The organism is Kitasatospora sp. NPDC058243 (assembly GCF_042882025.1).
Lineage (GTDB): Bacteria > Actinomycetota > Actinomycetes > Streptomycetales > Streptomycetaceae > Kitasatospora.
On sequence record NZ_JBHVWW010000029.1, the window covers coordinates 1 to 20,591 of the forward strand.

General features: G+C 74.8%; 17 protein-coding genes and 1 pseudogene. 10 read left to right on the forward strand and 8 right to left on the reverse strand.

Going from position 1 to position 20,591, the window contains the following annotated elements:
* Both ACFVX9_RS19955 and ACFVX9_RS19960 read right to left on the reverse strand, forming a co-directional pair.
* Nucleotides 1–429, reverse strand: a pseudogene (locus ACFVX9_RS19955) (hypothetical protein); the annotation flags it as partial.
* A 242-nt stretch (nt 430–671) separates the two neighbouring features.
* Complete coding sequence (locus ACFVX9_RS19960) at nt 672–2,141, reverse strand: glutamate synthase subunit beta (protein WP_387982766.1); 1,470 nt, start codon at nt 2,139–2,141, stop codon at nt 672–674.
* Between the two features lie 214 nt (nt 2,142–2,355).
* On the opposite strand from ACFVX9_RS19960, the gene ACFVX9_RS19965 reads away from it, so the two are divergent.
* The gene (locus ACFVX9_RS19965) at nt 2,356–3,039 is read left to right on the forward strand and encodes a response regulator transcription factor (RefSeq protein WP_387982768.1); all 684 of its coding nucleotides are present in this window, start codon (nt 2,356–2,358) and stop codon (nt 3,037–3,039) included.
* Nucleotides 3,036–4,427: an ATP-binding protein gene (locus tag ACFVX9_RS19970; protein WP_387982770.1), complete on the forward strand. Its 1,392-nt coding sequence runs from the start codon at nt 3,036–3,038 to the stop codon at nt 4,425–4,427. Before ACFVX9_RS19965 ends, ACFVX9_RS19970 begins: the two co-directional genes overlap by 4 nt.
* Nucleotides 4,428–4,537: 110 nt before the next feature.
* On the opposite strand, the gene efeB is transcribed toward ACFVX9_RS19970, so the two are convergent.
* From efeB to ACFVX9_RS19985, 3 genes are all read right to left on the reverse strand, one after another.
* Nucleotides 4,538–5,866, reverse strand: coding sequence for an iron uptake transporter deferrochelatase/peroxidase subunit (gene efeB, locus ACFVX9_RS19975; RefSeq protein ID WP_387982772.1), 1,329 nt, complete (start codon nt 5,864–5,866; stop codon nt 4,538–4,540).
* The gene (efeU, locus tag ACFVX9_RS19980; protein WP_387982774.1) at nt 5,866–7,926 is read right to left on the reverse strand and encodes an iron uptake transporter permease EfeU; all 2,061 of its coding nucleotides are present in this window, start codon (nt 7,924–7,926) and stop codon (nt 5,866–5,868) included. Before efeU ends, efeB begins: the two co-directional genes overlap by 1 nt.
* A gap of 207 nt (nt 7,927–8,133) precedes the next feature.
* Nucleotides 8,134–8,457, reverse strand: coding sequence for a hypothetical protein (locus ACFVX9_RS19985; RefSeq protein ID WP_380371161.1), 324 nt, complete (start codon nt 8,455–8,457; stop codon nt 8,134–8,136).
* Between the two features lie 395 nt (nt 8,458–8,852).
* Between ACFVX9_RS19985 and ACFVX9_RS19990 the strand changes: the two genes are divergently transcribed.
* Nucleotides 8,853–10,475 carry a cytochrome bc complex cytochrome b subunit gene (locus ACFVX9_RS19990; RefSeq protein WP_380345539.1) on the forward strand — a complete coding sequence of 541 codons (1,623 nt, stop codon included), beginning with the start codon at nt 8,853–8,855 and terminating at the stop codon, nt 10,473–10,475.
* 85 nt (nt 10,476–10,560) lie between these two features.
* Here ACFVX9_RS19990 and ACFVX9_RS19995 read toward each other — a convergent pair whose 3' ends face one another.
* Entirely contained in the window at nt 10,561–10,959 is a 399-nt protein-coding gene (locus ACFVX9_RS19995) for a cytochrome C oxidase subunit I (protein WP_159398309.1), read from the reverse strand.
* 257 nt (nt 10,960–11,216) lie between these two features.
* Here ACFVX9_RS19995 and ACFVX9_RS20000 point away from each other — a divergent pair, with 257 nt between their 5' ends.
* From ACFVX9_RS20000 to ACFVX9_RS20010, 3 genes are all read left to right on the forward strand, one after another.
* On the forward strand, nt 11,217–11,828 hold the full coding sequence (locus tag ACFVX9_RS20000) for a TetR family transcriptional regulator (protein ID WP_387982776.1): 612 nt from the start codon (nt 11,217–11,219) through the stop codon (nt 11,826–11,828).
* 27 nt (nt 11,829–11,855) lie between these two features.
* On the forward strand, nt 11,856–13,406 hold the full coding sequence (locus ACFVX9_RS20005) for an FAD-dependent monooxygenase (RefSeq protein ID WP_387982777.1): 1,551 nt from the start codon (nt 11,856–11,858) through the stop codon (nt 13,404–13,406).
* Between the two features lie 68 nt (nt 13,407–13,474).
* Nucleotides 13,475–13,912 carry a YchJ family metal-binding protein gene (locus ACFVX9_RS20010; RefSeq protein ID WP_363372996.1) on the forward strand — a complete coding sequence of 146 codons (438 nt, stop codon included), beginning with the start codon at nt 13,475–13,477 and terminating at the stop codon, nt 13,910–13,912.
* Between the two features lie 45 nt (nt 13,913–13,957).
* Here ACFVX9_RS20010 and ACFVX9_RS20015 read toward each other — a convergent pair whose 3' ends face one another.
* Complete coding sequence (locus ACFVX9_RS20015; protein WP_387982778.1) at nt 13,958–14,935, reverse strand: polysaccharide deacetylase family protein; 978 nt, start codon at nt 14,933–14,935, stop codon at nt 13,958–13,960.
* Nucleotides 14,936–15,164: 229 nt separating this feature from the next.
* Between ACFVX9_RS20015 and ACFVX9_RS20020 the strand changes: the two genes are divergently transcribed.
* The gene (locus ACFVX9_RS20020) at nt 15,165–15,686 is read left to right on the forward strand and encodes a GNAT family N-acetyltransferase (protein WP_380424739.1); all 522 of its coding nucleotides are present in this window, start codon (nt 15,165–15,167) and stop codon (nt 15,684–15,686) included.
* 9 nt (nt 15,687–15,695) lie between these two features.
* Here ACFVX9_RS20020 and ACFVX9_RS20025 read toward each other — a convergent pair whose 3' ends face one another.
* Entirely contained in the window at nt 15,696–16,586 is an 891-nt protein-coding gene (locus ACFVX9_RS20025; RefSeq protein WP_387982781.1) for a carbohydrate kinase, read from the reverse strand.
* Between the two features lie 367 nt (nt 16,587–16,953).
* Here ACFVX9_RS20025 and ACFVX9_RS20030 point away from each other — a divergent pair, with 367 nt between their 5' ends.
* From ACFVX9_RS20030 to ACFVX9_RS20040, 3 genes are all read left to right on the forward strand, one after another.
* Entirely contained in the window at nt 16,954–18,474 is a 1,521-nt protein-coding gene (locus tag ACFVX9_RS20030; protein ID WP_387982783.1) for a M1 family metallopeptidase, read from the forward strand.
* A gap of 367 nt (nt 18,475–18,841) precedes the next feature.
* Nucleotides 18,842–19,366: a SigE family RNA polymerase sigma factor gene (locus ACFVX9_RS20035; RefSeq protein ID WP_380380212.1), complete on the forward strand. Its 525-nt coding sequence runs from the start codon at nt 18,842–18,844 to the stop codon at nt 19,364–19,366.
* Complete coding sequence (locus tag ACFVX9_RS20040; RefSeq protein WP_380483700.1) at nt 19,353–20,210, forward strand: hypothetical protein; 858 nt, start codon at nt 19,353–19,355, stop codon at nt 20,208–20,210. The genes ACFVX9_RS20035 and ACFVX9_RS20040 overlap by 14 nt, the downstream gene beginning before the upstream one ends.
* The last annotated feature ends 381 nt before the right edge of the window (nt 20,211–20,591 follow it).

Consider the following 20,591-nt stretch of genomic DNA (forward strand, 5'->3'; position numbering starts at 1 on the left):
GCTCGCGGCGGCGGCCCGGGCGGCTAGACTCAGGCCGTTCGTGGTGCCCGGGGGTAGGAGAATTCGCTCCGGCGCGTCGCCGGGGGCGCGCAGCGCGGCGCCGTCGACGGCGGCGAGGGCGGCGGCCCGCAGCGTGCGATCGGCCGGGGCGGCGGCGCCGGCGGCGAGCAGTTCCCAGGGCAGGTCCGCCGTCACCTGCTCGCGGACGGCGGCCACTTCGCCGGGGCGCAGGTCGAGTCCGCGCAGGTAGGCGTGCCCGGCGAAGGCCGGGCCGCGCTGCGGGCCGTCCACCCGGAGCGGGACGAGGGTGGCCTTCGGGATGCTGCGGGCCGCGTGGCCGAGCACCGGCGGCTGGCCGTCCGGCCACGGTGGTGTGGGCGGGGTCGGCGGCGTCGGCGGTGCGGGTGTGTCCGGGAAGTGGTCGGGCATGGCGGTCCCCTCCGTCCGTCTGCTGCCCCGAGCCCTACCCGGCGCCGCCCGGGGGACGCGCCGCGCCCGAACGGCTCGCGGCGCACGGCGGGTTGCGAGGAAGTGCGGCAGGGCTGCCGGGCCCGCCCGCGCGCCCCTCAGGGCGTGAGCGCCCGCGCCGACGCCCAGAGCATGAGCGCCCGCACGCCCTTCAAAGCGTGAGCGCCCGCGCGCCCCTCAGAGCGTGAACGCCCGTACGCCCTTCAAAGCGTGAGCGCCCGCGCCGACGCCCGGATCGGCGCCGGGAGTTCGGTGCCGCCGCGCAGATGGCGGTCCACCGCCGCGGCCGCCGCCCGCCCCTCGGCGATCGCCCACACGATCAGTGACTGCCCGCGCCCGGCGTCCCCGGCGACGAAGACGCCCGGCGCGCCGGTGGCGAAGTCGTCGTCCCGGGCCAGGGCGCCGTCCGGGCCGGTGGCGAGGCCGAGTTGGGTGATCAGCCCCTGGTCCGGCTCCGGTCCGCTGAAGCCCAGCGCGAGCAGCACCAGCTCGGCCGGGACGCTCCGCTCGGTGCCGGCCCGGGGGCTGCGGTCGGCCGGTTCGGCCTCGGCGAAGCGGACGGCGGCCAGCCGGCCGTCCGGTCCGGCCTCGAAGCCGAGCGTGGTCGCCGCGAACACCCGGGGCCCGGCCGCCGTGGCCCCCGACTCCTCGTGCGAGGTGGTCTCCCGGTACACCTTCGGGTGGACGGGCCAGGGCTGCCCCGGCGCCCGGCACACCGGCGGGCACGGGTTGATGTCGAGCTGGGTGACGGAGGCCGCGCCCTGGCGCAGCGCCGTCCCCAGGCAGTCGGCCGCGGTGTCCCCGCCGCCGACGATCACCACGTGCCGGCCCTCGGCGGACACCGGCGGGGCCGCGCGGTCGCCCTCGTCGACCCGGTTCGCCCAGGTCAGGTAGTCGATCGCCTGGTGCACGCCGGGCAGGCCGCACCCCGGCACCGCCAGCTCCCGGCAGGCGGTCGCGCCGACCGCCACCACCAGCGCGTCGCACCCGGCCCGCAGTTCCCCGGCCGCGAGGTCCCGGCCGACGAACACCCCGGTGCGGAAGTCCGTGCCCTCGGCCCGCATCTGGTCGAGCCGCCGGTCCAGCCGGTGCTTCTCCAGCCGGAACGGCGGGATCCCGTAGCGCAGCAGCCCGCCTAGGCGGTCGGCCCGCTCGTACACCGTGGTGGCGTACCCGGCCCGGGTCAGCTGTTGCGCGGCGGCCAGGCCGGCCGGGCCCGACCCGACCACGGCCACCCGCCGCCCGGCGCTCCGCTCGGGCGGCTGCGGCAGGTCCCAGCCCTCTTCCCAGGCCCGGTCGGTGATCGCCAGCTCGACGTTCTTGATCGTCACCGCCGCGCCGTCGATCGCCAGCACGCACGCGCTCTCGCAGGGCGCCGGGCAGAGCCGTCCGGTGAACTCGGGGAAGTTGTTGGTCGCCAGCAGCCGGGCGGCGGCGGCCCGCCAGTCCGCGTCCGCCACCAGCCGGTTCCACTCCGGCACCAGGTTTCCCAGCGGGCAGGCGTGGTGGCAGAACGGCAGCCCGCAGTCCATGCAGCGGCCCGCCTGCCCGCCCACCACCGGCAGCGGCGCCTGCGGCCGGTACACCTCCCGGGAGTCCCCCAGCCGCTGCTGTGCGTCCCGCCGCTCGCGCTCGGCGCGCGGGGTGGTGAGGAAGGCCATCCGGTCTGCCATCGCGGCCTCCGGCGGGGTGTGCCGACAAGGACCCGGTGGCACCCCCGGCGGACACGCCACCGTGTGGCCACCGTACGCCCGTCCCCGGCGCTGCGAAAGCCGCAGCCGGTACGGCCACCGGCCGGGCCCGGACCCGCGGACCCAGGGACCCGACGGAGGCCGTCGCCCGGACCCGCCGGACGCCGCCGCGGGCGCGCCGGGGAGAATCGGAGCCATGACCCACACCGTGCTGATCGCCGAGGACGACCGGGCCATCCGCGACTCCCTCACCCGCGCCCTCCAGCTGGAGGGCTACCGGGTGAGCACCGCCGCGGACGGCGCGCAGACCCTGGCCGCCCTCACGGAGCAGCGCCCGGACCTGCTGGTGCTGGACGTGATGATGCCCGGCCCGGACGGCCTGGAGGTCTGCCGCCGCCTGCGCGCCGACGGCGACCGCACCCCGGTCCTGATGCTCACCGCCCGGGTCGAGGTCCCGGACCGGATCGCCGGGCTCGACGCCGGGGCCGACGACTACCTGGTCAAGCCCTTCGACGTGGACGAGCTGTTCGCCCGCCTGCGCGCCCTGCTGCGCCGCAGCCCGCCCGAATCCGCCGGCGGCGGCGTCCTCGCGGTGGCCGACCTGCGGGTCGAGCCGCACGCCCGGCGGGCCTGGCGGGCCGGGCAGGAGCTGGAGCTCTCCCGGACCGAGTTCGACCTGCTGGAGCTGCTGACCCGGCACGCGGGCTCGGTGCTCGACCAGGCCACGGTGTACGAGCAGATCTGGGGCTACGACTTCGGCCCCGGCTCGAAGAACCTCGCGGTATTCATCGGCTACCTGCGCCGCAAGCTGGACCGGCCCGGCCTGACACCGCTGATCCACACCGTCCGCGGCGTCGGCTACACGCTGCGCGAGTCGTGACCGGCCGTGGCCGGCCGCGGCCGCGGCTGCTGTGGCCGCGCCCGGGGCTGCGCACCACCGTCTCGCTCGCCTTCGCCGCGATGGCCGCCCTGGTCGCGGTGCTGATCGGCGCGCTCGGCTACCGCTCCGCCGCCCGGCTGATCCGGGACGACGAGGCCGCCGACTTCACCGCGGCCGTCCAGGCGGTGCACCAGCAGGTCGGCCGGGAGATGCTGTTCCCCGGCGACTTCAACGGCACGAGCGGCCTGAGCGAGGATCTGCTGCGCCCGATCCGGGTCACCTCGCAGTCCCTCGGCCCCGACGGGGAGGTGCTGCCCGGCACCGCCCGGATCGACCTCCGGCCGACCCCGGACGACCGCTCCCTCGCCCGCTCCGACGCCCCCGGCCGGACCTCGTCCGGGCTTCGGCCCGTGCACGGCGACACCTACCGGGTGGCCGTGGTCTCGCTCGGCGGCGGCCGCGGCGCGGTCCAGATCGCCCAGCAACTGGGCCCCACCGAGCACCTGCTGGCGACGCTGCGGATCCGTACCGGGGTGTCGGTGGCGGTGGTCGCGGTGCTCGCGGGCGGGGCCGGCTGGCTGCTCGCCCGGCGGATCACCGGCCGGCTGGTCCGGCTCACCGACGCGGCCGAACTCGTCGCCGCCAGCGGACGGTTGGACGTTCCGGTGCCGGCCGCCGGGACGGACGAGGTCGGCCGGCTCGGCCGGGCCTTCGACCGGATGCTGGGCCGGCTCGCCACGGCGAAGGAGAACCAGCGCCGGCTCGTCCAGGACGCCGGGCACGAGCTGCGCACCCCGCTGACCAGCCTGCGCACCAACCTCTCGGTCCTGCCCAGCCTGGACCGCCTGCCGCCCGCCGAACAGGCCGCACTGATGGCCGATCTGGCCGAGGAGGCGCGGGAGTTGACGCTGCTGGTGGAGGAGCTGGTGGCGCTCGCCGCGGACCGGAAGGCCGACGAGGAGCCGACCGAACTGGTGCTGGCCGAGCTGGTGCGCGAGGCCGCCGCACAGGCCCGGCGGCGCAGCGGCCGGGAGATCACCGTGGACGCCGACGACACGGTGGTCACGGCCCGCCCGGACGCGCTGTCCCGGGCGGTGGGCAACCTGCTGGACAACGCCGCCAAGTTCGACCCGGCCGGGACGGCCCCGATCGAGGTGGTGGTGCGCGGCCGCCGGGTCGAGGTGCGCGACGGCGGGCCGGGGATCGACGAGGCCGACCTCTCCCGGGTCTTCGACCGCTTCTACCGGGCCACCGCCGCGCGCAGCCTGCCCGGTTCGGGGCTGGGCCTGGCCATCGTGCACGAGGTGGCCGGCTCGCACGGCGGCGAGGCCTTCGCCGCCAACCGGGACGGCGGCGGCGCCGTGATCGGCTTCACCCTCGGCCCGTAGGGCGTGTCCTCGAAACCGCCGTCCGCGCAACGCCGCCGGGCCCCGGGCACGCAGCAGCGCCCGGGGCCCGGCGTCACGTCGGCCGCCGTGAGACCGCCGTCAAACCGTCGTCAGAGCGCCGCGAGCAGCCCGCGTCCGAGCCAGTCGGCGTTGTCCTTCACGCCCGGCAGGACGAAGAAGTACCCGCCGCCGGTCGGCGAGATGTAGTCGACCAGCGGCTCGTCGATGAGCCGGGTCTGGGTGGCCTCGAACTGCCGCACCACGTCCTGCTGGTAGCAGCAGAACACCAGGCCCATGTCCAGGTTGCCGGCCTGGTCGACGCCCCGGTCGTAGTTGAAGCCGCGGCGCAGGATGCGCGAGGTGTCGGTGTCGGCGGTGCGCGGGTTGGCGAGCCGGATGTGCGCCTTGAGCGGGATCGCCTTGCCCTCCGGGTCCTTGCCGTAGTCCGGCGCGTCGGTCTCCTGGCGGCCGTCCAGCGGCGCGCCGGTGTCGCGGCGACGGCCGAACATCTTCTCCTGCTCGGCGAGGGTGACGCGGTCCCAGAACTCGATCAGCATCCGGATGATCCGGATCACCTGGTAGCTGCCGCCGGTCGCCCAGGCGGGCTCGCCCAGTCCGTCGGTGACCCAGATCAGCCGGTCCATCTCGCGGGCGGAGGTGGTGTCGGGGTTGACTATGCCGTCCTTGAAGCCGAGCAGGTTGCGCTGGGCGCCGTCCGGGCGGGACTCGTTCTGGAAGCCGTCGATCCGCCAGAGGATCTGCATCGCGCCGCGGGTGTGCCGGGTGATGTCGCGCAGCGCGTGCAGCACGGTGTCCTGGCGGTCGGCGCAGATCTGCAGCGAGAGGTCGCCGTGGAGTTCGGCGGCCTGCAGATTGTCGTTGGGGAAGGTCTTCATCGGGGCCAGCTTGGTCGGCTTGGCCTTGGCCAGCCCGTACCGGTCGTCGAACAGCGAGGCGCCGACGCCGACCGTGACGGTCAGGTTGTCGGTGGGCACGGTGGGGCCGAGGATGCCGCTGTCGGCGGGCGGCGCGCCGACGCCGAGGTCGGGCGGGGTGCCGCCGGCGGTGAGGAAGCGGATCCGCTCGGTCAGGGTCTTGAGGAGGCCCTCCAGGCCCTTGCGGTCCTGGGCTATCACCTGGCAGGACACGAAGGCCGCGTAGCCGGGGGCCGGGGTGGTGACGCCGGCCTGGTGGTCGCCGTGGAACGGCACGGCCCCGCTCTTCGCCTGGCGGCTGTCCCCGGCGGAGGCCGGGCCGGCGGCCAGGGTGAACGCCCCGCCCGCCAGGACGGCCGCCCCGGCGGAGGCGCCGAGGGCGGTCCGGACGAAGCTGCGGCGGGCCGGGCCGGCCGGGCAGCCGCCCTCGGCGACGGCCGGGGCGGGCGCGGCGGCGTGCGGGAACGGGCAGGAGCCTCCGGTGGCAGCGGTGTGGTCGGTCATCAGGCGGCCTTCCGGATCTCGAGCAGGGCGGGGATGGGGGCGAGGTCTTCGAGCAGCTCGCCGGTGGCGCCGTTGAGCTGGCGGCGGGCGTCGGCGGGGAGCTGCTCCAGCGCGGTCCAGCCCTCGGGCTTGTGGGCGGCGGCGACCAGGTCGCCGACCCGCTTCATCCCGGCGTCGACGCGGGTGAGCAGCTGCGGGTCGCGCTCGTCGAGCAGCGGCTGCAGGACGGTCAGCAGTTCCCGGGTGCCGGCCAGGTTGGCCTGGGTGGTGGCCAGGTTGGTGCCGCTGCCCTGGTCGGTGTCGCCGGTGAGCTCGAACTGGAGGGTGTTCTCCAGGATCTCGTGGGCGCGCAGCGGGAGGTCTCCGGGGTCGAAGTCCTGGCCGGGGAAGTCCTGCCCGAGCTTGGCGACGTCGGCGGCCAGCTGGTCGGCGACGGGCGTCAGGTCGGCGGCGGACTGGCCGTGCCAGAGGCCGTACTCCAGGCGCAGGAAGCCGGTGAAGTCCTTGTCCTGGGCCTTGTCGGCGAGCCCGTCGGGCCGGCCGTCGATCTTGCCGTCGAGGTCGGCGAAGGTGCCGTAGGCGGCGCCGAGCGAGGCGTACTGGAGGTGGGCGGTGAGCCAGTCGGCCTTGGCGGTGGCGAGGTCGCCGCCGTGGACGTCGGCCTGGAGCTTCTGGGTCTGCGTCAGCAGGGTCGCGAGGCCCTTGTTGACGTAGTCCTTGTAGGCGTCGAGCGGGCCCTTGAGGTCGTCCTCGGCGACCGGCTTGACGGCCTTGACCTGGCCGCCGCCGGTGACGTGCACGGCGGCCGAGGTGACGGAGGTGCCGCCGGTGGGTACGCAGCGCCAGGCGTAGTCGCCGGAGCCGATGGTCGCGGTCAGCGCGCGGGTGGTGCCGGGGGCCAGGCCCTCGATCTCGCCGTAGACGGCGCCGCTGGCCGGGTTGACCAGGTAGACCTCGGAGACCTTGTCGCCGGTGTTGTGCATCTGGAACACCTGCTGGCCGGGCAGCGGGGTGCTGAAGCCCTTGCCGCACTCCTGCTCGGAGACGGACACGGTTGCGGAGCTGCTCTGCTTGCCGTCGCTGACCGCGATCACGGCCCCGGCGATCACCACCGGCACCGCGACCAGCGCGGTCGGCACGGCCCAGCGCGGCCGTCCGGACCGCACCGGCCCGGCGGCCTCGGGCGCGGCCGCGGCCGCCCCGGCCTTCTCTCCCTGCGCCGCCTTCCCGGGGGCCGGAGCGGTCTTGCCACCGCGGACGCCCTCGACGAACAGCGTCATCACGATGCACAGGTAGGCGAGGTAGCCGACGACCTGGAGGACCGTCATGGTGACGGTCAGGTTGAGGGTGCCCTGCACCAGCGTGGCGTACCAGGAGGAGGCGTCCAGGTGGCCGCTCAGGTCGAACGCGTACGAGCTGCCGCCGCCGACCAGCCCGGACTCCTGCAGGTCGCGCAGGCCGTAGCCGAGCACGCCCGCCGCGACCACGATCAGGCCGGCGCCGGTGATGGTGAAGAACCGGGTGAGGTTCATCTTCAGCGCCCGCCGGTACAGGCCCCAGCAGAGGCCGGCCGAGAGCACCAGGCCGACGGCCGCGCCGAGCAGCGGCCCGGTGGACTCCCCGGCGGTGCGCACGTTGGTCCACAGGAAGAGCGAGGTCTCCAGGCCTTCGCGGCCGACGGCCAGGAAGCTGGTGAGCACCAGCGCGCCGGCGCCCATCGCCAGCGAGGCCTGGACCTTCTCCTTCAGCTCGGCGGAGAGGGTGCGCGCCGAGCGGCGCATCCAGAACACCATCGCGGTGACGAAGCCGACCGCGATCAGGCTCAGCACCCCGCCGAACGCCTCCTGGGCGTGGCCGGAGAGGTTGGCGGCGGTGAAGGTGAGCACCGCGCCGAAGCTGAGGCTGAGCGCGATCGCCGCCGCGACGCCGGTCCACACCTGCGGCAACCGGGCCTTGTGCCCGAACCGGACGAGCGTGGCGACCAGGATCGACACGATCAGTCCGGCTTCCAGACCTTCGCGCAGCCCGATCAGAAAGCTGGGAAACGCCTCATCCCACATGCAGCGGGCTCCTCCCCCGGTCACCCCGGGTCGTACCTGAACTCGGCGGCCCGCCGCGGGTGGCGGCGGCGCGGCACAGCCGAACGCCCCGGACACGAGGGTCCGGGGCGCTTCGACTTAGCTTAGGCAAACCTTAGAGCCGTCGTGGTCAACAGCACCCCCCGTTCAGGTAAGGGTTCGGTATGAGGGCTGCCGAGCCGGCCCGGCTCAGCCCCACCACTGCTCCGGCACCGTCTCCGGCTCCGCCGGCACCGCCACCGGCGCGGCGGCGGGCGTCACCAGCAGCTCGCCGCCGCCCGTCTCGGCGACCAGGTAGCCGCACTCGCGCAGCACGACGGCGGCCGCACCGCTGACCGCCTCGCGCGCTCCCCGGGAGGGCGGCCCGTCCGGCCCCTCCCCCGGCGACCAGCCGACCGCCACCCCCGGCGACCGATGGCCGATCCGCAGCAGGGACGGGCCCGGCCCGGCGTCGATCCCGGCGCGGGCGAGGGCCGCGGTGACGTCCTCGAAGAGTTCAGGGTGATCCACCATTGGCGCAGCGTAGGCCCGGGATCGCGCGACCTCCGGACGCGGCGCGCGCCGAAACGGTTCAGCGGCACCCGGGCGCAGCACCGCCACCCGTCCGGCGGCCGATCAGGCGCCAGGACCCCCCGTACGGACCGACACGAGCGGCCGTACGGACCGATGGACGTGCACAGTCGGCCCCCTGCCGACAGCATGACAGAGTAAGCGCTCCATCACCCTGAGCAACGGGCCAGTGGGTCACCCGCTCCGCGTGCCGGTTCAGCCGGCGGGCCCGTATCGAGAGGTCCCATGATCACAACACTTCGCCGGCCGGCGTCTTTGCCGGCGGGCCTCCAGCCCGGCACGCCGAGGACGCCGGGGAGCCCGTCGTGAGAACCGACCAGCAGTCGCAGCCGGGACCGGTGACCAGCACGCGCGCCAACCCCGCGAACAAGGCCGAGGCCCTGGCCGACTGGACCGACGGCCGGGTCGGCATCTACTCCCTGGCCAAGGCCAATCTGCGCAAGATCTTCCCGGACCACTGGTCCTTCATGCTGGGCGAGATCGCGCTCTACACCTTCGTCATCATCATCATCACCGGCGTCTGGCTGACCCTCTTCTTCAAGCCGAGCATGGGCGAGGTCATCTACGACGGCTCGTACGTCCCGCTCAAGGGCATCCAGATGTCGGAGGCCTACGCCTCGACCATCGACATCAGCTTCGAGGTGCGCGGCGGCCTGCTGATGCGCCAGGTCCACCACTGGGCGGCGATCGTGTTCGTCGCCTCGATGCTGACGCACATGATGCGCGTCTTCTTCACCGGCGCGTTCCGCAAGCCCCGCGAGATCAACTGGGTCTTCGGCGCGCTGCTGCTGTTCCTCGGCATGTTCGACGGCTTCATGGGCTACTCGCTGCCGGACGACCTGCTCTCCGGCACCGGCATCCGGTTCATGGAGGGCGCCGTCCTGGCCGTGCCGATCGTCGGCTCGTACCTGCAGTTCTTCATGTTCGGCGGCGAGTTCCCCGGCCAGGACATCGTGCCGCGGCTGTTCACCGTGCACGTGCTGCTGATCCCGGGGGTCATGGTGGGCCTGCTCGCGGCGCACCTGATCCTGGTCTTCTACCACAAGCACACCCAGTTCGCCGGGCCCGGCCGGACCAACGACAACGTGGTCGGCATGCCGCTGATGCCGGTCTACATGGCCAAGGCCGGCGGCTTCTTCTTCCTGGTCTTCGGCGTGGTCGCGTTCATGTCGGCGATCGCCACCGTCAACCCGATCTGGGCCTACGGCCCCTACCGGCCCGACCAGGTGTCCACCGACGCCCAGCCGGACTGGTACATGGGCTTCTCCGAGGGCCTGGTGCGCGTGATGCCCGGCTGGGAGATCAGCGTCTGGGGCGGCCACACCCTGAACCTCGGGGTGTTCGTCCCGCTGATGGTCTTCCCGACCGTGCTGCTGATCATCTGGTGCTACCCGTTCCTGGAGGCCTGGGTCACCGGGGACCGCGGCGAGCACCACATCGCCGACCGGCCGCGCAACGCACCGGTGCGCACGGCCGTCGGCGCGGCCTGGATCGGCCTCTACCTGATCCTGCTGGCCGGCGGCGGCAACGACCTGCTCGCCACCCACTTCCAGCTGTCGATCAACGCGATCACCTACGCGGTGCGCACCGGCTTCTTCGTCGTGCCGGTGGTCGTCTTCGTGGTCACCAAGCGGTGGTGCCTGGGCCTGCAGCGGCGCGACAAGGAGAAGGTCCTGCACGGCCGGGAGACCGGCGTCATCAACCGGCTCCAGCACGGCGAGTTCGTCGAGGTGCACGCGCCGCTCCCGCCGGGCCGGATGTTCACCCTCACCGCGCACGAGCAGCCGCAGCCGGAGGACCTGCCGCCGGAGGTGGACGAGAACGGGGTGGTCCGCAAGGCCGGGCTGTTCGCCCGGGCGAGGGCCAAGCTGTCCCGCGGCTTCTACGGCGAGGGCAGCCAGATCGCCAAGCCCACCGCCGAGGAGCACCAGGAGATCAGCAGCGGCCACGGCCACCACTGATCCCCGCGCACACCCGAGGGCCCGCTGCGCCGTCATCGGCGCGGCGGGCCCTCGGGCGTGCCGGCGGATCGGCCCGGCTCAGGCCTCAGGCCCGCAGGGCCGCCGGGACGACGGCGAACAGCGCCGCCGCCAGGGTGACGGAGAGGCAGAGCGCGGCCCAGCGGGCGCAGATCCGGCGGCACTCGCTGCGGTAGCGGGCGGCCAGTCGGCGGCAGCGCTCGACGGCACGGTCGACGACCTCCTCGGCGTAGCGCAGGCGGTCGGCGGCGTAGGCCTGCTCCAGGCTCTCCCGCTCCGCGGCGGGCAGCCACGGGAACTGCCCGGCGAAGGCCCGGGCGTCCCGTTCGGCCGCCGCCACCTCGGCCTCCCAGGCGAGATAGCCCTCCAGCCGGGCGATCTCCGCCCGGGCGTTCACCCGGCCGCCCCCGGCGGGCCGGCCCTGCCGAGGGGTCCGCGCTCCCGGCGGACGCTGTCTGCCACCCATGACCGCTCCTCATGTCCTGTCGAGGCGTGCTGTCGGGACGCCCTGTCGAACCGTCCCGCCGAACCGGCGCGGGAGACCGCTCCGCAACCAGGCCACTACTATCAGTGACCACACGGGCGGGCAGGGCGACTCGCCGAGCCGCCGCGCGACTCCTCGCAACCCCGCCGGGGCGGATCCGCCCCGGAGTGTCGGCTCCGAAAAAGTTGCGTGCCGCGCACTCTTGCGCGGCGCGCAGGTTTCCAGGGAGAGTGGCTGGCATGACGAAGAGTCAGATCGGTCTGCGGGAACGGAAGAAGGCCGCGACCCGGGAGGCACTGAGCTGGGCCGCACTGCGCCTGGCGGTGGAACGGGGCCTGGAGAACGTCCGGGTGGAGGACATCGCGGCCGCGGCCGGGGTGTCACCGCGCACCTACAACAACTACTTCTCCAGCAAGGCCGAGGCCATCGTCTCCCGGCACTGCGACCGCATCCGGCTCGTCGGCGAGGCGCTGCGCGAGCGGCCCTTGGCCGAACCTCTCTGGGAGGCGCTCACCCGGGCCACCCTCACACCCTTCGACGGCGCGGCGGAGCAACCGGACCCGCGGTGGACCGCCGCGGTGCGGCTACTGCTGCGCGAACCGGCCCTCCAGGCCGAGCTGGCCCGCGCCGGCGCGGATGCCGAGGCCGGGCTCGCCGCAGCGGTGGCCGCCCGGACCGGAGCCGACCCCGGCGGCCTCCACCCCAGACTGGTCGCCGCCGGCGTCCTGGCCGCGCTCAGAGCGGCCAGCGACGTATGGCTGCGCGCCGACCCGCCGGTACCGCTGCAACCGCTCCTGGCGGAGGCGCTGCGGCAGCTGGCGGCCGGCCTCCCCGAACCGTCGTCCTCGTGAACTCACCGTCGCACAGGGGGATCTACCATGACCCACGATGTCATCATCGCCGGCGCCGGCCCGAACGGGCTGATGCTGGCCTGCGAACTGGCGCTGGCCGGAGTCCGGCCGGTGGTGCTGGACCGGCTGGCCGAACGCTCGTCGGAGCAGAAGGCGAACGGGCTGGTCGGCCAGGTGATCCGGCTGCTGGACCACCGCGGCCTGTACGAGCGGCTCGGCGGCCCGGGCACCCCGGCCCCGGTGCCCCGCTTCGTGTTCGGCGCGTTCCCGCTGGACCTCCGGGAGCTCGACGGCAACCCGCTGTACGCCCTGCCGGTGCCGCAGCACCGGATCGAGCAGGCCCTGGCGGAGCGGGCCCGCGAACTCGGCGTGACCGTGCACCACGGCCGCGAGGTCACCGGCCTGACCCAGGACGAGGCGGGGGTGACCGTCGAGGTCCACGGACCGGACGGGCCGCAGCGGTTGCGCGCCCGCTACCTGGTCGGCGCCGACGGCGGCCGCAGCACCGTCCGCAAGCTGGCCGGGATCGGCTTCCCCGGGGTCACCTCGCCCGACCCCGTCGCGCGCATCGCCCACGTGCGCCCGCCCGAGGGGCTGCAGGTGCTCGACACCGGCGAGGTCCTGCTGCCCGGCTGCACGACGCCGTTCCGCCCGTTCACCCACACCCGCACCGCGCACGGGGTGTTCGTGCTCGCCCCGATGGGCCCGGAACTCGCCATGATGGCCACCATGGAGTGGGACGGCCCGCCCGTCGACGAGACCGTGCCGGCCACGCTGGACGAACTGCGCGCCAGCGTCCGCCGGGTGACCGGCGCCGACCTGCCGCTCGCCCCGGCCGGCACGCCCGGCGCGCACACCCCGCGCCGCCAGGTCGGGCACAACACCCGGCTCGCCGAGCGCTACCGCGAGGGCCGGGTGCTGCTGGTCGGCGACGCCGCGCACGTGCACGCCGCCACCGGCGGTCCGGGCCTCAACCTCGGCCTCCAGGACGCCGCGAACCTCGGCTGGAAGCTGGCCGCCGACCTCCAGGGCTGGGCCCCGCCCGGCCTCCTGGACAGCTACCACCGCGAGCGGTACCCCGTCGGCGAACGGGTCTTCATGCACTCGCAGGCCCAGATGGCCCTGATGTCCCCGGGCCCGGCCGTCACCGCCCTGCGCGCCCTGTTCGGCGAACTGCTCGCGTACCAGGACAACCTCGGGCGGATCGCCGCGCTCATGGCGGGCAGCGACGTCCGGTACGACACCGACTGCCCGCACCCGCTCGCCGGCGGCTTCGCGCCGGACCTCCCGCTGACCACCGCCGCCGGCCCCACCCGGCTCGCCGAACTGGCCCGCGGCGGCCAGGCCCTGCTGCTCGACCTCGCGGGGGGCTCACCACGGCTCGCCGACCTCGCGGCCGGCTGGAAGGGCCGGGTGGACGTGCTCACGGCCGACTGCCCGCAACCGCCCGCCGGCGCGCTGCTGGTGCGCCCGGACGGCTACGTCGCCTGGGCCGCCGCTCCCGGGGAGGAGGATCCGGACGGGCTGCTACGCGCGCTGCACGCCTGGTTCGGCGAACCGGACTCCGCCCGCTGCTGAGCACCCGCACCCGGACGCCCCCCGGCCCCGGTCGGGGCGTCCGGGGCCGGGGGGAGAGAATGGACCGCATGTCCCCACGTCGCCCCGCGCCCCGCGCCGCCGCCTCCGCGCCCCGGCTGCTGCCCTCCTCCCCCTGCCCCTGCGGCCTGCCCGCCGCCTACGGCGACTGCTGCGGGCGGCTGCACCGCGGCCAGACGGCGGCCACCACCGCCGAGTCCCTGATGCGCTCGCGGTACAGCGCCTTCGCCGCCCAGGACGAGGCGTACCTGCTGCGCACCTGGCACCCGGACACCCGGCCCGCCGAGGTGGACTTCGACCCGGCGCTGCGCTGGACCGGCCTGGAGGTGGTGTCCACCACCGAGGGCGGCGCCTTCCACGCGGAGGGCACGGTCGCCTTCCGGGCGCACTGGACCGAGGGCCGCGAGCAGGGCGTGCTCACCGAGCACAGCCGGTTCGTCCGGCACGAGGGCGCCTGGGTGTACCTCGACGCACTCTCGCTCGGCTGACCCTCGGGGTCCTCGGGGTCCTCGGGGTCCTCGACGGGCGAACTCCTACAGGTAGTCGTCCAGCCGGCCGAGGGCGAAGCCCTGCGCGGTGACGTCGTTGACGACCTTGCGGAGCAGGTCCGGCATCGAGGCCTTCCAGAGGTCGGTGCCGCGGAAGTGGGTCAGGATGATGTCGCCCGGGTGGAGCTTCCGGTCGTCGTAGCGCCACTCCATGTGGTCCGGGAAGGCCTCCTCGTTCCACAGCGGCACCGCCTGGATCCCGCAGGACGCCGCCGCGCGCAGCGTGTCGTCGTTGTACTCGCCGTACGGGGGCCGGAACAGCCGGGGGCGGACGCCGATCTGCTTCTCCAGCTGGTCCTGCTGACGGCAGATCTCGTCGCGCTGGGCCCCGTAGTCGAGGACCTTCAGGTTGCGGTGGTTGATGGTGTGGTTGTTGATCTCCACCCCCTGGGCGTGCAGATCGCGGAAGTAGCCGTAGTTCTCGCGGGCCAGGTAGTCGGAGATGTAGGTGCTGAGCGGGATGCCGAGTTCGTCGGCCATCCGGGAGAACTCCGGGTCCTTCTCGGAGCCGTCGTCGACGGTGAGGAAGACCACCTTCTCGTCGGTCGGCACCCGGTAGACCACCGGCGGCCGCCCCTCCTTGAGCTTCACGCCCTGCGACTGGGCCAGCACCGGCCTGGTCGCCGGGCGTGGCGGCGCCTTCAGCGGCGGGGCCTCCAGGCCCCATCGGTGCGCGGTCTCCAGGGCCGCCCCGGTTTCCGACTCCTGGCGGGCGACCGCCTCGGTGCCGGCCTCCTCCTCCTTGCGGGCCAGGCCCGGCAGCACCGGCAGCGCCTCGGGCGGGCGGCCGACCCCGTGTTCGACGACGGGCACGGCACCCGGCGCGGGCGGGACGACAGCCGGCCGCGCGGGGTCGACCGGCCCGGCACAGCCGGCGGCGACGGCGGAGAGGCAGACGGTGGCCAGCAGACCGGTCCGCACACCCGCCCGCACACCGGCGCCGCGTCCCTGAATTCCCCTCAAACCCGCATTAATGCGATGATTTGATGATCGGTTCATAGCAGCACTGCTCCCCCGCAGCGCACCCCCGCCAATCCCCTCGTCACCCGTACGGGGCAACGACGCGCCGGGCCCCTTGCCCTTCCTTTGCCGAACCGGCCGGGCACCCGAACCGGCCGGGCACCCGAGTCGACCGGGCACCCGCGCGAAAACCCGATTGCGGCCCGGGCCGGCGACCACCGATCATGCGCCCATGACCGACACCGCGCCCCGCACCGCCCGCCTCTGGTCCGTCGCCACGGCGGACGTCACCGCACCCGAGGCCCTGGCCCTGCTGCGCGAGTACTACTACGACGTGGCCAACCGCTACTACCGCCTGCACCTCGGCCGCGAAGGCACCCCCGAGGAACTGGAGTCGGGGCTGGCCGGCTCCCCCAGCGACGACCTCGCCGCACCGGACGGGCTCTTCCTGCTCGGCCACTACGACGGCGCGGCCCAGTCCTGCGCCGGGCTGCGCCGACGCGACGCCGACACCGTCGAGCTGACCCGGGTGTTCGTCCGCCCCGGCCTGCGCGGCACCGGCGGCGGCGCCCGGCTGCTCGCCGCCGTCGACGAGGCCGCCCGCTCGCTCGACGCCCGGCGGATCGTCCTCGACACCCGCCTCGACCTGGTCGAGGCCCGCGCGCTCTACACCCGCCACGGCTACCGCGAGATCCCCGCCTACAGCAGCGGCCCGTACGCCCAGGTCTGGTACGGCAAGGAGCTGGCCGGCTAGGTCGTGCCCTTAACCCGCCTGCGTCAGGGCGGCCGCCAGCTCCGCCGTCGAGGGCGGGTTGGCGCCGGGGCGGGAGACGGTCAGCGCGGCGGCCGTCACCGCCTGGGTGAGGCAGCCGGCGAGGTCGACGCCGGCGGCGCGGGCGTGCAGGAAAGCCGCCGTGAAGGAGTCCCCGGCGCCGACGGTGTCGGCGACCGGCACCGGAACGGCTGCGGCCCGCGCGTGCCCGCCCTCGGCGGTGAGTGCGAACGCACCGTCGGCACCCAGGGTCACCGCGACCACGGCCGGGCCGAGGGCGAGCCAGCGGCGCGCGACCGCCTCCGCGTCCTCGCCGGGGTAGAGCCAGGCCAGGTCCTCGTCGCTCGCCTTGACCACGTCGCTCAGCGCCACGCAGCGCTCGACCCGCCGCACGGCCTGCGCCCGCTCGCCCATCAGCGCGGGGCGCACGTTCGGGTCGTAACTGATCTGCGCCCGGCCGCGCCACCGCTCGACCAGCGCCAGCACCGCCGCCGCGCCCGGGTCGGTGACCGCCCCGATCGAGCCGAGGTGGATCGCGCCCGGCGCTTCGGCGAGTTCGGTCGGCGGCAACGTCCACCCGATGTCGAAGGTGTAGCGCGCCCGCCCCTGTCCGTCGAGGCGCACCACGGCCGAGGGGGTCCGCGCCACCCCCGCGGCCCGGACCACCACCCCCGCCGACTCCAGGTGCGCCCGGATCAGCCGGCCGTTGGCGTCGTCCCCGAGCTGGGTGAGCAGGGTGGCGGGCCGCCCCAACCGGGCCAGGCCGTACGCGACGTTCGCGGGGCTGCCGCCGGGGTGGACGGTGTCCGGGGCGCCATCCGTGCGGACGACGTCGGCGACGCACTCGCCGATCACCAGAACGTGCGAATCGGGGCTGGTCACGGCGGCTCCTGGCATCCGGTACGCGGGCGTCGTCTCGGCCGCCAGCCTACGGGGTGCACCCGGGCATGAAGGACGGCCGCCGGACCTGGCCAGGTTCTCCGACGGCCGTGGCCTCGTCCGTCAGGGGGCGAAGCACTTCGAACGTTAGTCAGCGCGCGGCGGCCCCGCCATCGCTGTAGGCCGTCCGGGGGATGGCCTCGTGTCGACAGCCGTCCGGGCGGCGGCGCCGGGCGGGTGCCCCGGTCCGCTAGGGTCCGTGCCCGGTGCGTCGCGCACGTACCGCCGGCCGGCCCCGCTGCTCACCGGGGCTCCCGAAGCCACGAGTCCCGAAGCCAGGCCCCCGCGGGGCCACGACTCCCGAAGTGCGGTGATCGCCCTGTCCAGGCCCCGTCTCGGCCTCGTCCTCCCACTCGTGCTCAGTGCGGCGCTGCTGTCCGCCGGCGCCAGGGCCGCCACCGCCGCGGACGGCCTCGGCGACCCGGTCTTCCCCTCGCTCGGCAACAGCGGGTACGACGCCCTCGCCTACGACCTGTCCTTCGACTACCGGGCTGCTACCCGCACCGTCGACGCGACCGCGGTGATCACCGCCCGGCCGTCCCGCACCCTGGCGCGCCTGGAGCTGGACGCGCTGGGCCTGACCGTACGCGCCGTCCGGGTCGACGGGCGCCCGGCGGGGTTCGCCGCCCACGACGAGAAGCTGACCATCACCCCGGCCCGGCCCCTGCACCGCGGCACCACCGCGCGGCTGACCGTCGAGTACACCGCCGACCCGCGCGCCAGGCTCCCGCACACCGGCTGGGTCCCGACCCCGGACGGCTTCGCGGTGGCCGGCCAGCCGGACAGCGCGCACACCGTCTTCCCGTGCAACGACCACCCCAGCGACAAGGCCCGGTTCAGCATCGCCGTCACCGCGCCCGACGGCCTGCTGGGCGTCGCCAACGGGGAGTTGGCGCAGACCGAACGGCTCGGCGACGGCCGGACCACCCGGCGGTACGCCTCCCGCGAGCCGATGGCCACCGAGCTGGTGCAGGTCTCCGTCGGGGACTACACCGTCCGCGAGCGCACCGGCCCGCACGGCCTGCCGCTGCGCGACGTCGTCCCGACCGCCCGGGCCGCCGACCTCGAACCCGCCCTGGCGCTCACCGCCGACCAGCTGACCTGGGCCGAGCAGCACCTCGGGCCGTTCCCCTTCGAGACCTACGGCCTCCTGCCGGCCGACACCGACGACCCGGCCGCGTTCGGCTTCACCGGCCTGGAGACCCAGACCCTCACCCTCTACAAGCCGAACTTCCTGCGCCAGCCCGAGTCCGCGATCGGCTCGCACCAGATGCACGAGCTGGTGCACTCCTGGTTCGGCGACAGCGTCTCCCCCGCCAGCTGGGCGGACCTGTGGCTCAACGAGGGGCACGCCGACTACTACGCCCTGGTCTACCGCTACGAGCGCGGCTGGCCGGACGCCTGGGGCCACACCACCCTGGTCGACCGGATGCGGGCCCTCTACGGCCTCGGCGACCAGTGGCGGCACGACTCCGGACCGGTCGCCGCCCCCAGCGCCGCCAAGCTCTTCGACAGCCAGCGCTACACCGGCGGCGCGCTGGTGCTGTTCGCGCTGCGCGAGCGGGTCGGCGCCGAGGCCTTCGACCGGATCGAGCGCACCTTCCTGCGTGAGCACCGGTACGGCACCGCCAGCACCCAGGACTACCTGCGCACCGCCTCCGAGGTCTCCGGCCAGGACCTCTCCGGCTTCCTCACCGACTGGCTGTACGGGCTGCGCACCCCGCCGATGCCCGGCCACCCCGACTGGACGGTCACCCCGGTGACCGCGGACCCTGCGGCCGCCGCCCGTGGTGTCCCCACCGAGGCGCCGCACGGCTCCGGGACGCTCTGACCCACCGTCGCCCGGCCGGCCCGATCCGTGGTCCGCCCGATCCGTGGTCCACCGCCCCCTGCGTCCCACCCGTACGCCCCTGGCGCGCCGCATCGTGCGCCCGGACGCCCCGTGAGCGCCTCTGGCCGGACGGGCCCGACGGGGCCATCGTGGTGCCCACGGCCCGCCCGCCGCCCGGCCGAGTCCCGGCCGGCTCGCGGGCCGTCCAACCTCCCCGCGCCGGTCCGCCGAAAATCCCCGCGCCCGGAAGACAACCCGGAACACCGTCCAGCACGTTCATCAGCTGTGAGTAGGACACCACGATCGCGGCCCAGCAGGCCGCCACGGCTGACAGGGACGGCACGGACACCATGGCGGGGACGGCGGGATGAGGGATGGCACACCGGACTTCGAGGAGTTCGTCTCCGCCTGCGGCCCGAAGATGCTGCGGGTGGCCTGGCTGTTGACCGGCGACCCGCACCAGGCCGAGGATCTGCTGCAGACCGCGCTCGCCAAGGTCTGGCCCAAATGGGACCGGATCTCCATCGACCGGCCCGAGGCCTACCTGCGGAAGGTGCTGGTCAACTGCAACGTCTCCTGGTGGCGCCGCCGCTGGACCGGCGAACTGCCGCACGGCGAACTGCCGGAGCCGCCGCCGGCGAACGCGGACCCGTACGAAGGGGTGGTGCTCGGAGAGGTGGTCGCCCAGGCCGTCCGTGCCCTGCCGCCGCGCCAACGGGCCGTGGTGGTGCTGCGCTTCTTCGAGGACCTCAGCGTCGAGGAGACCGCCGAGGTCCTGGGCTGCAGCACCGGCACGGTCAAGAGCCAGACGCACCGCGCGCTCGCCGGCCTGCGCGGCCGGCTGCCGGCCCGGGAACTGCTGCTGGCGGGGGGACCTCGTGATCGGTACTGACCTGCTGGACCCGGACGACCCGAGGCCGGACGGCGGTGAGGGCGAGGACGAGCTGCGGATCCTGCTCCACCAGGCCGTACCGGAGCTCGCCACGCCCGAGGACCGGATGGAACGGGTGCGCGCCCGCGCCATCGGCACCCAACGCCGACGGCGGGCCGCCGGGCTCGGGGCCGGACTGACCGCCGGGCTGGTCGCCGCGGCGCTGGCCGCCGCGCCCGCGATCGCGCCCACGCCGGAGCGGGGGGTGGCGGCGGGGCCGAACATGGCGGCCGGACCGGCCGAGACGGTGCCGGGCGGGGAACCGCCCGCTCCGACGGCCGGCGCCGGCGCCAGCACGACACCGACCATGGTGCCGACGGCCAGGTCGCAGATCCACTTCACGTCGTACCCGAACCTGGCCCTCGACCTGCCGAGCGGCTGGTACAGCCAGGGCACCTTCAGCGGCGACCCCCGGAACGGCATCGGCTACCTGGCCAACGGGCCGATCGGCCCCGTGTCCCCCTGCCGGACGGCGGGCATCGCCTGCCCGTCCGACACGCTGTTGCCCGTCGGCGGCGCCCTCCTCACCCTCCGGTTGGTGGACCAACCGGACCTGGTCGGGAAGTTCACCACCTCATCGGCCGTCACCTCCGACATCGCGCTCGACAAGGAATGCCTCACGCTCGGCGGCACCCGTGAGCTCATCGGCCACCGGGCCGTCGCCCGGACCGGCACGCTGGTGCTGATCCAGCTGACGGCCTGCATGCGGGTGCCGTCGCACGTGACGATCCAGCAGGTGCAGCAGGTGCTGGACTCGATCCGGGCCGCCGAGGGGAGCAGTCCCTCGCCGACCACGACCCGCTGAGGACCGTCCGGGCCGCGCTGGCCGCCCCGCGTTCAGTGTCAGTGGCTCCTGCTAGCGTCCCGAGCACGATCAGAGAACGGGGGTCCTCTCATGGGTGGCGAGCGGCGACGGGCAGGTGCCGGGGGCTGCGACCGGTGGACGGCGCGGCGGAACGGCGAAGGTGGCGTGGCGGCCCTGCACGGTGCGGACGCCCTGCCGATCACCGGCGGGCTGATACCCGGGGTCTGGTCGGTCTCCTCGGGTGCTGCCAGGCGGGCGTTCCACCGGTCCTGACGCGACCGGGACACGGCGGTGGGGGGGGGGAGGGGGGTGTGGGGTGATAAGGGAGGGGGGTAGGAAGAGGGGGGGTGGGGGGGGAGGAAAGGGGGGGTGTGGTGATTG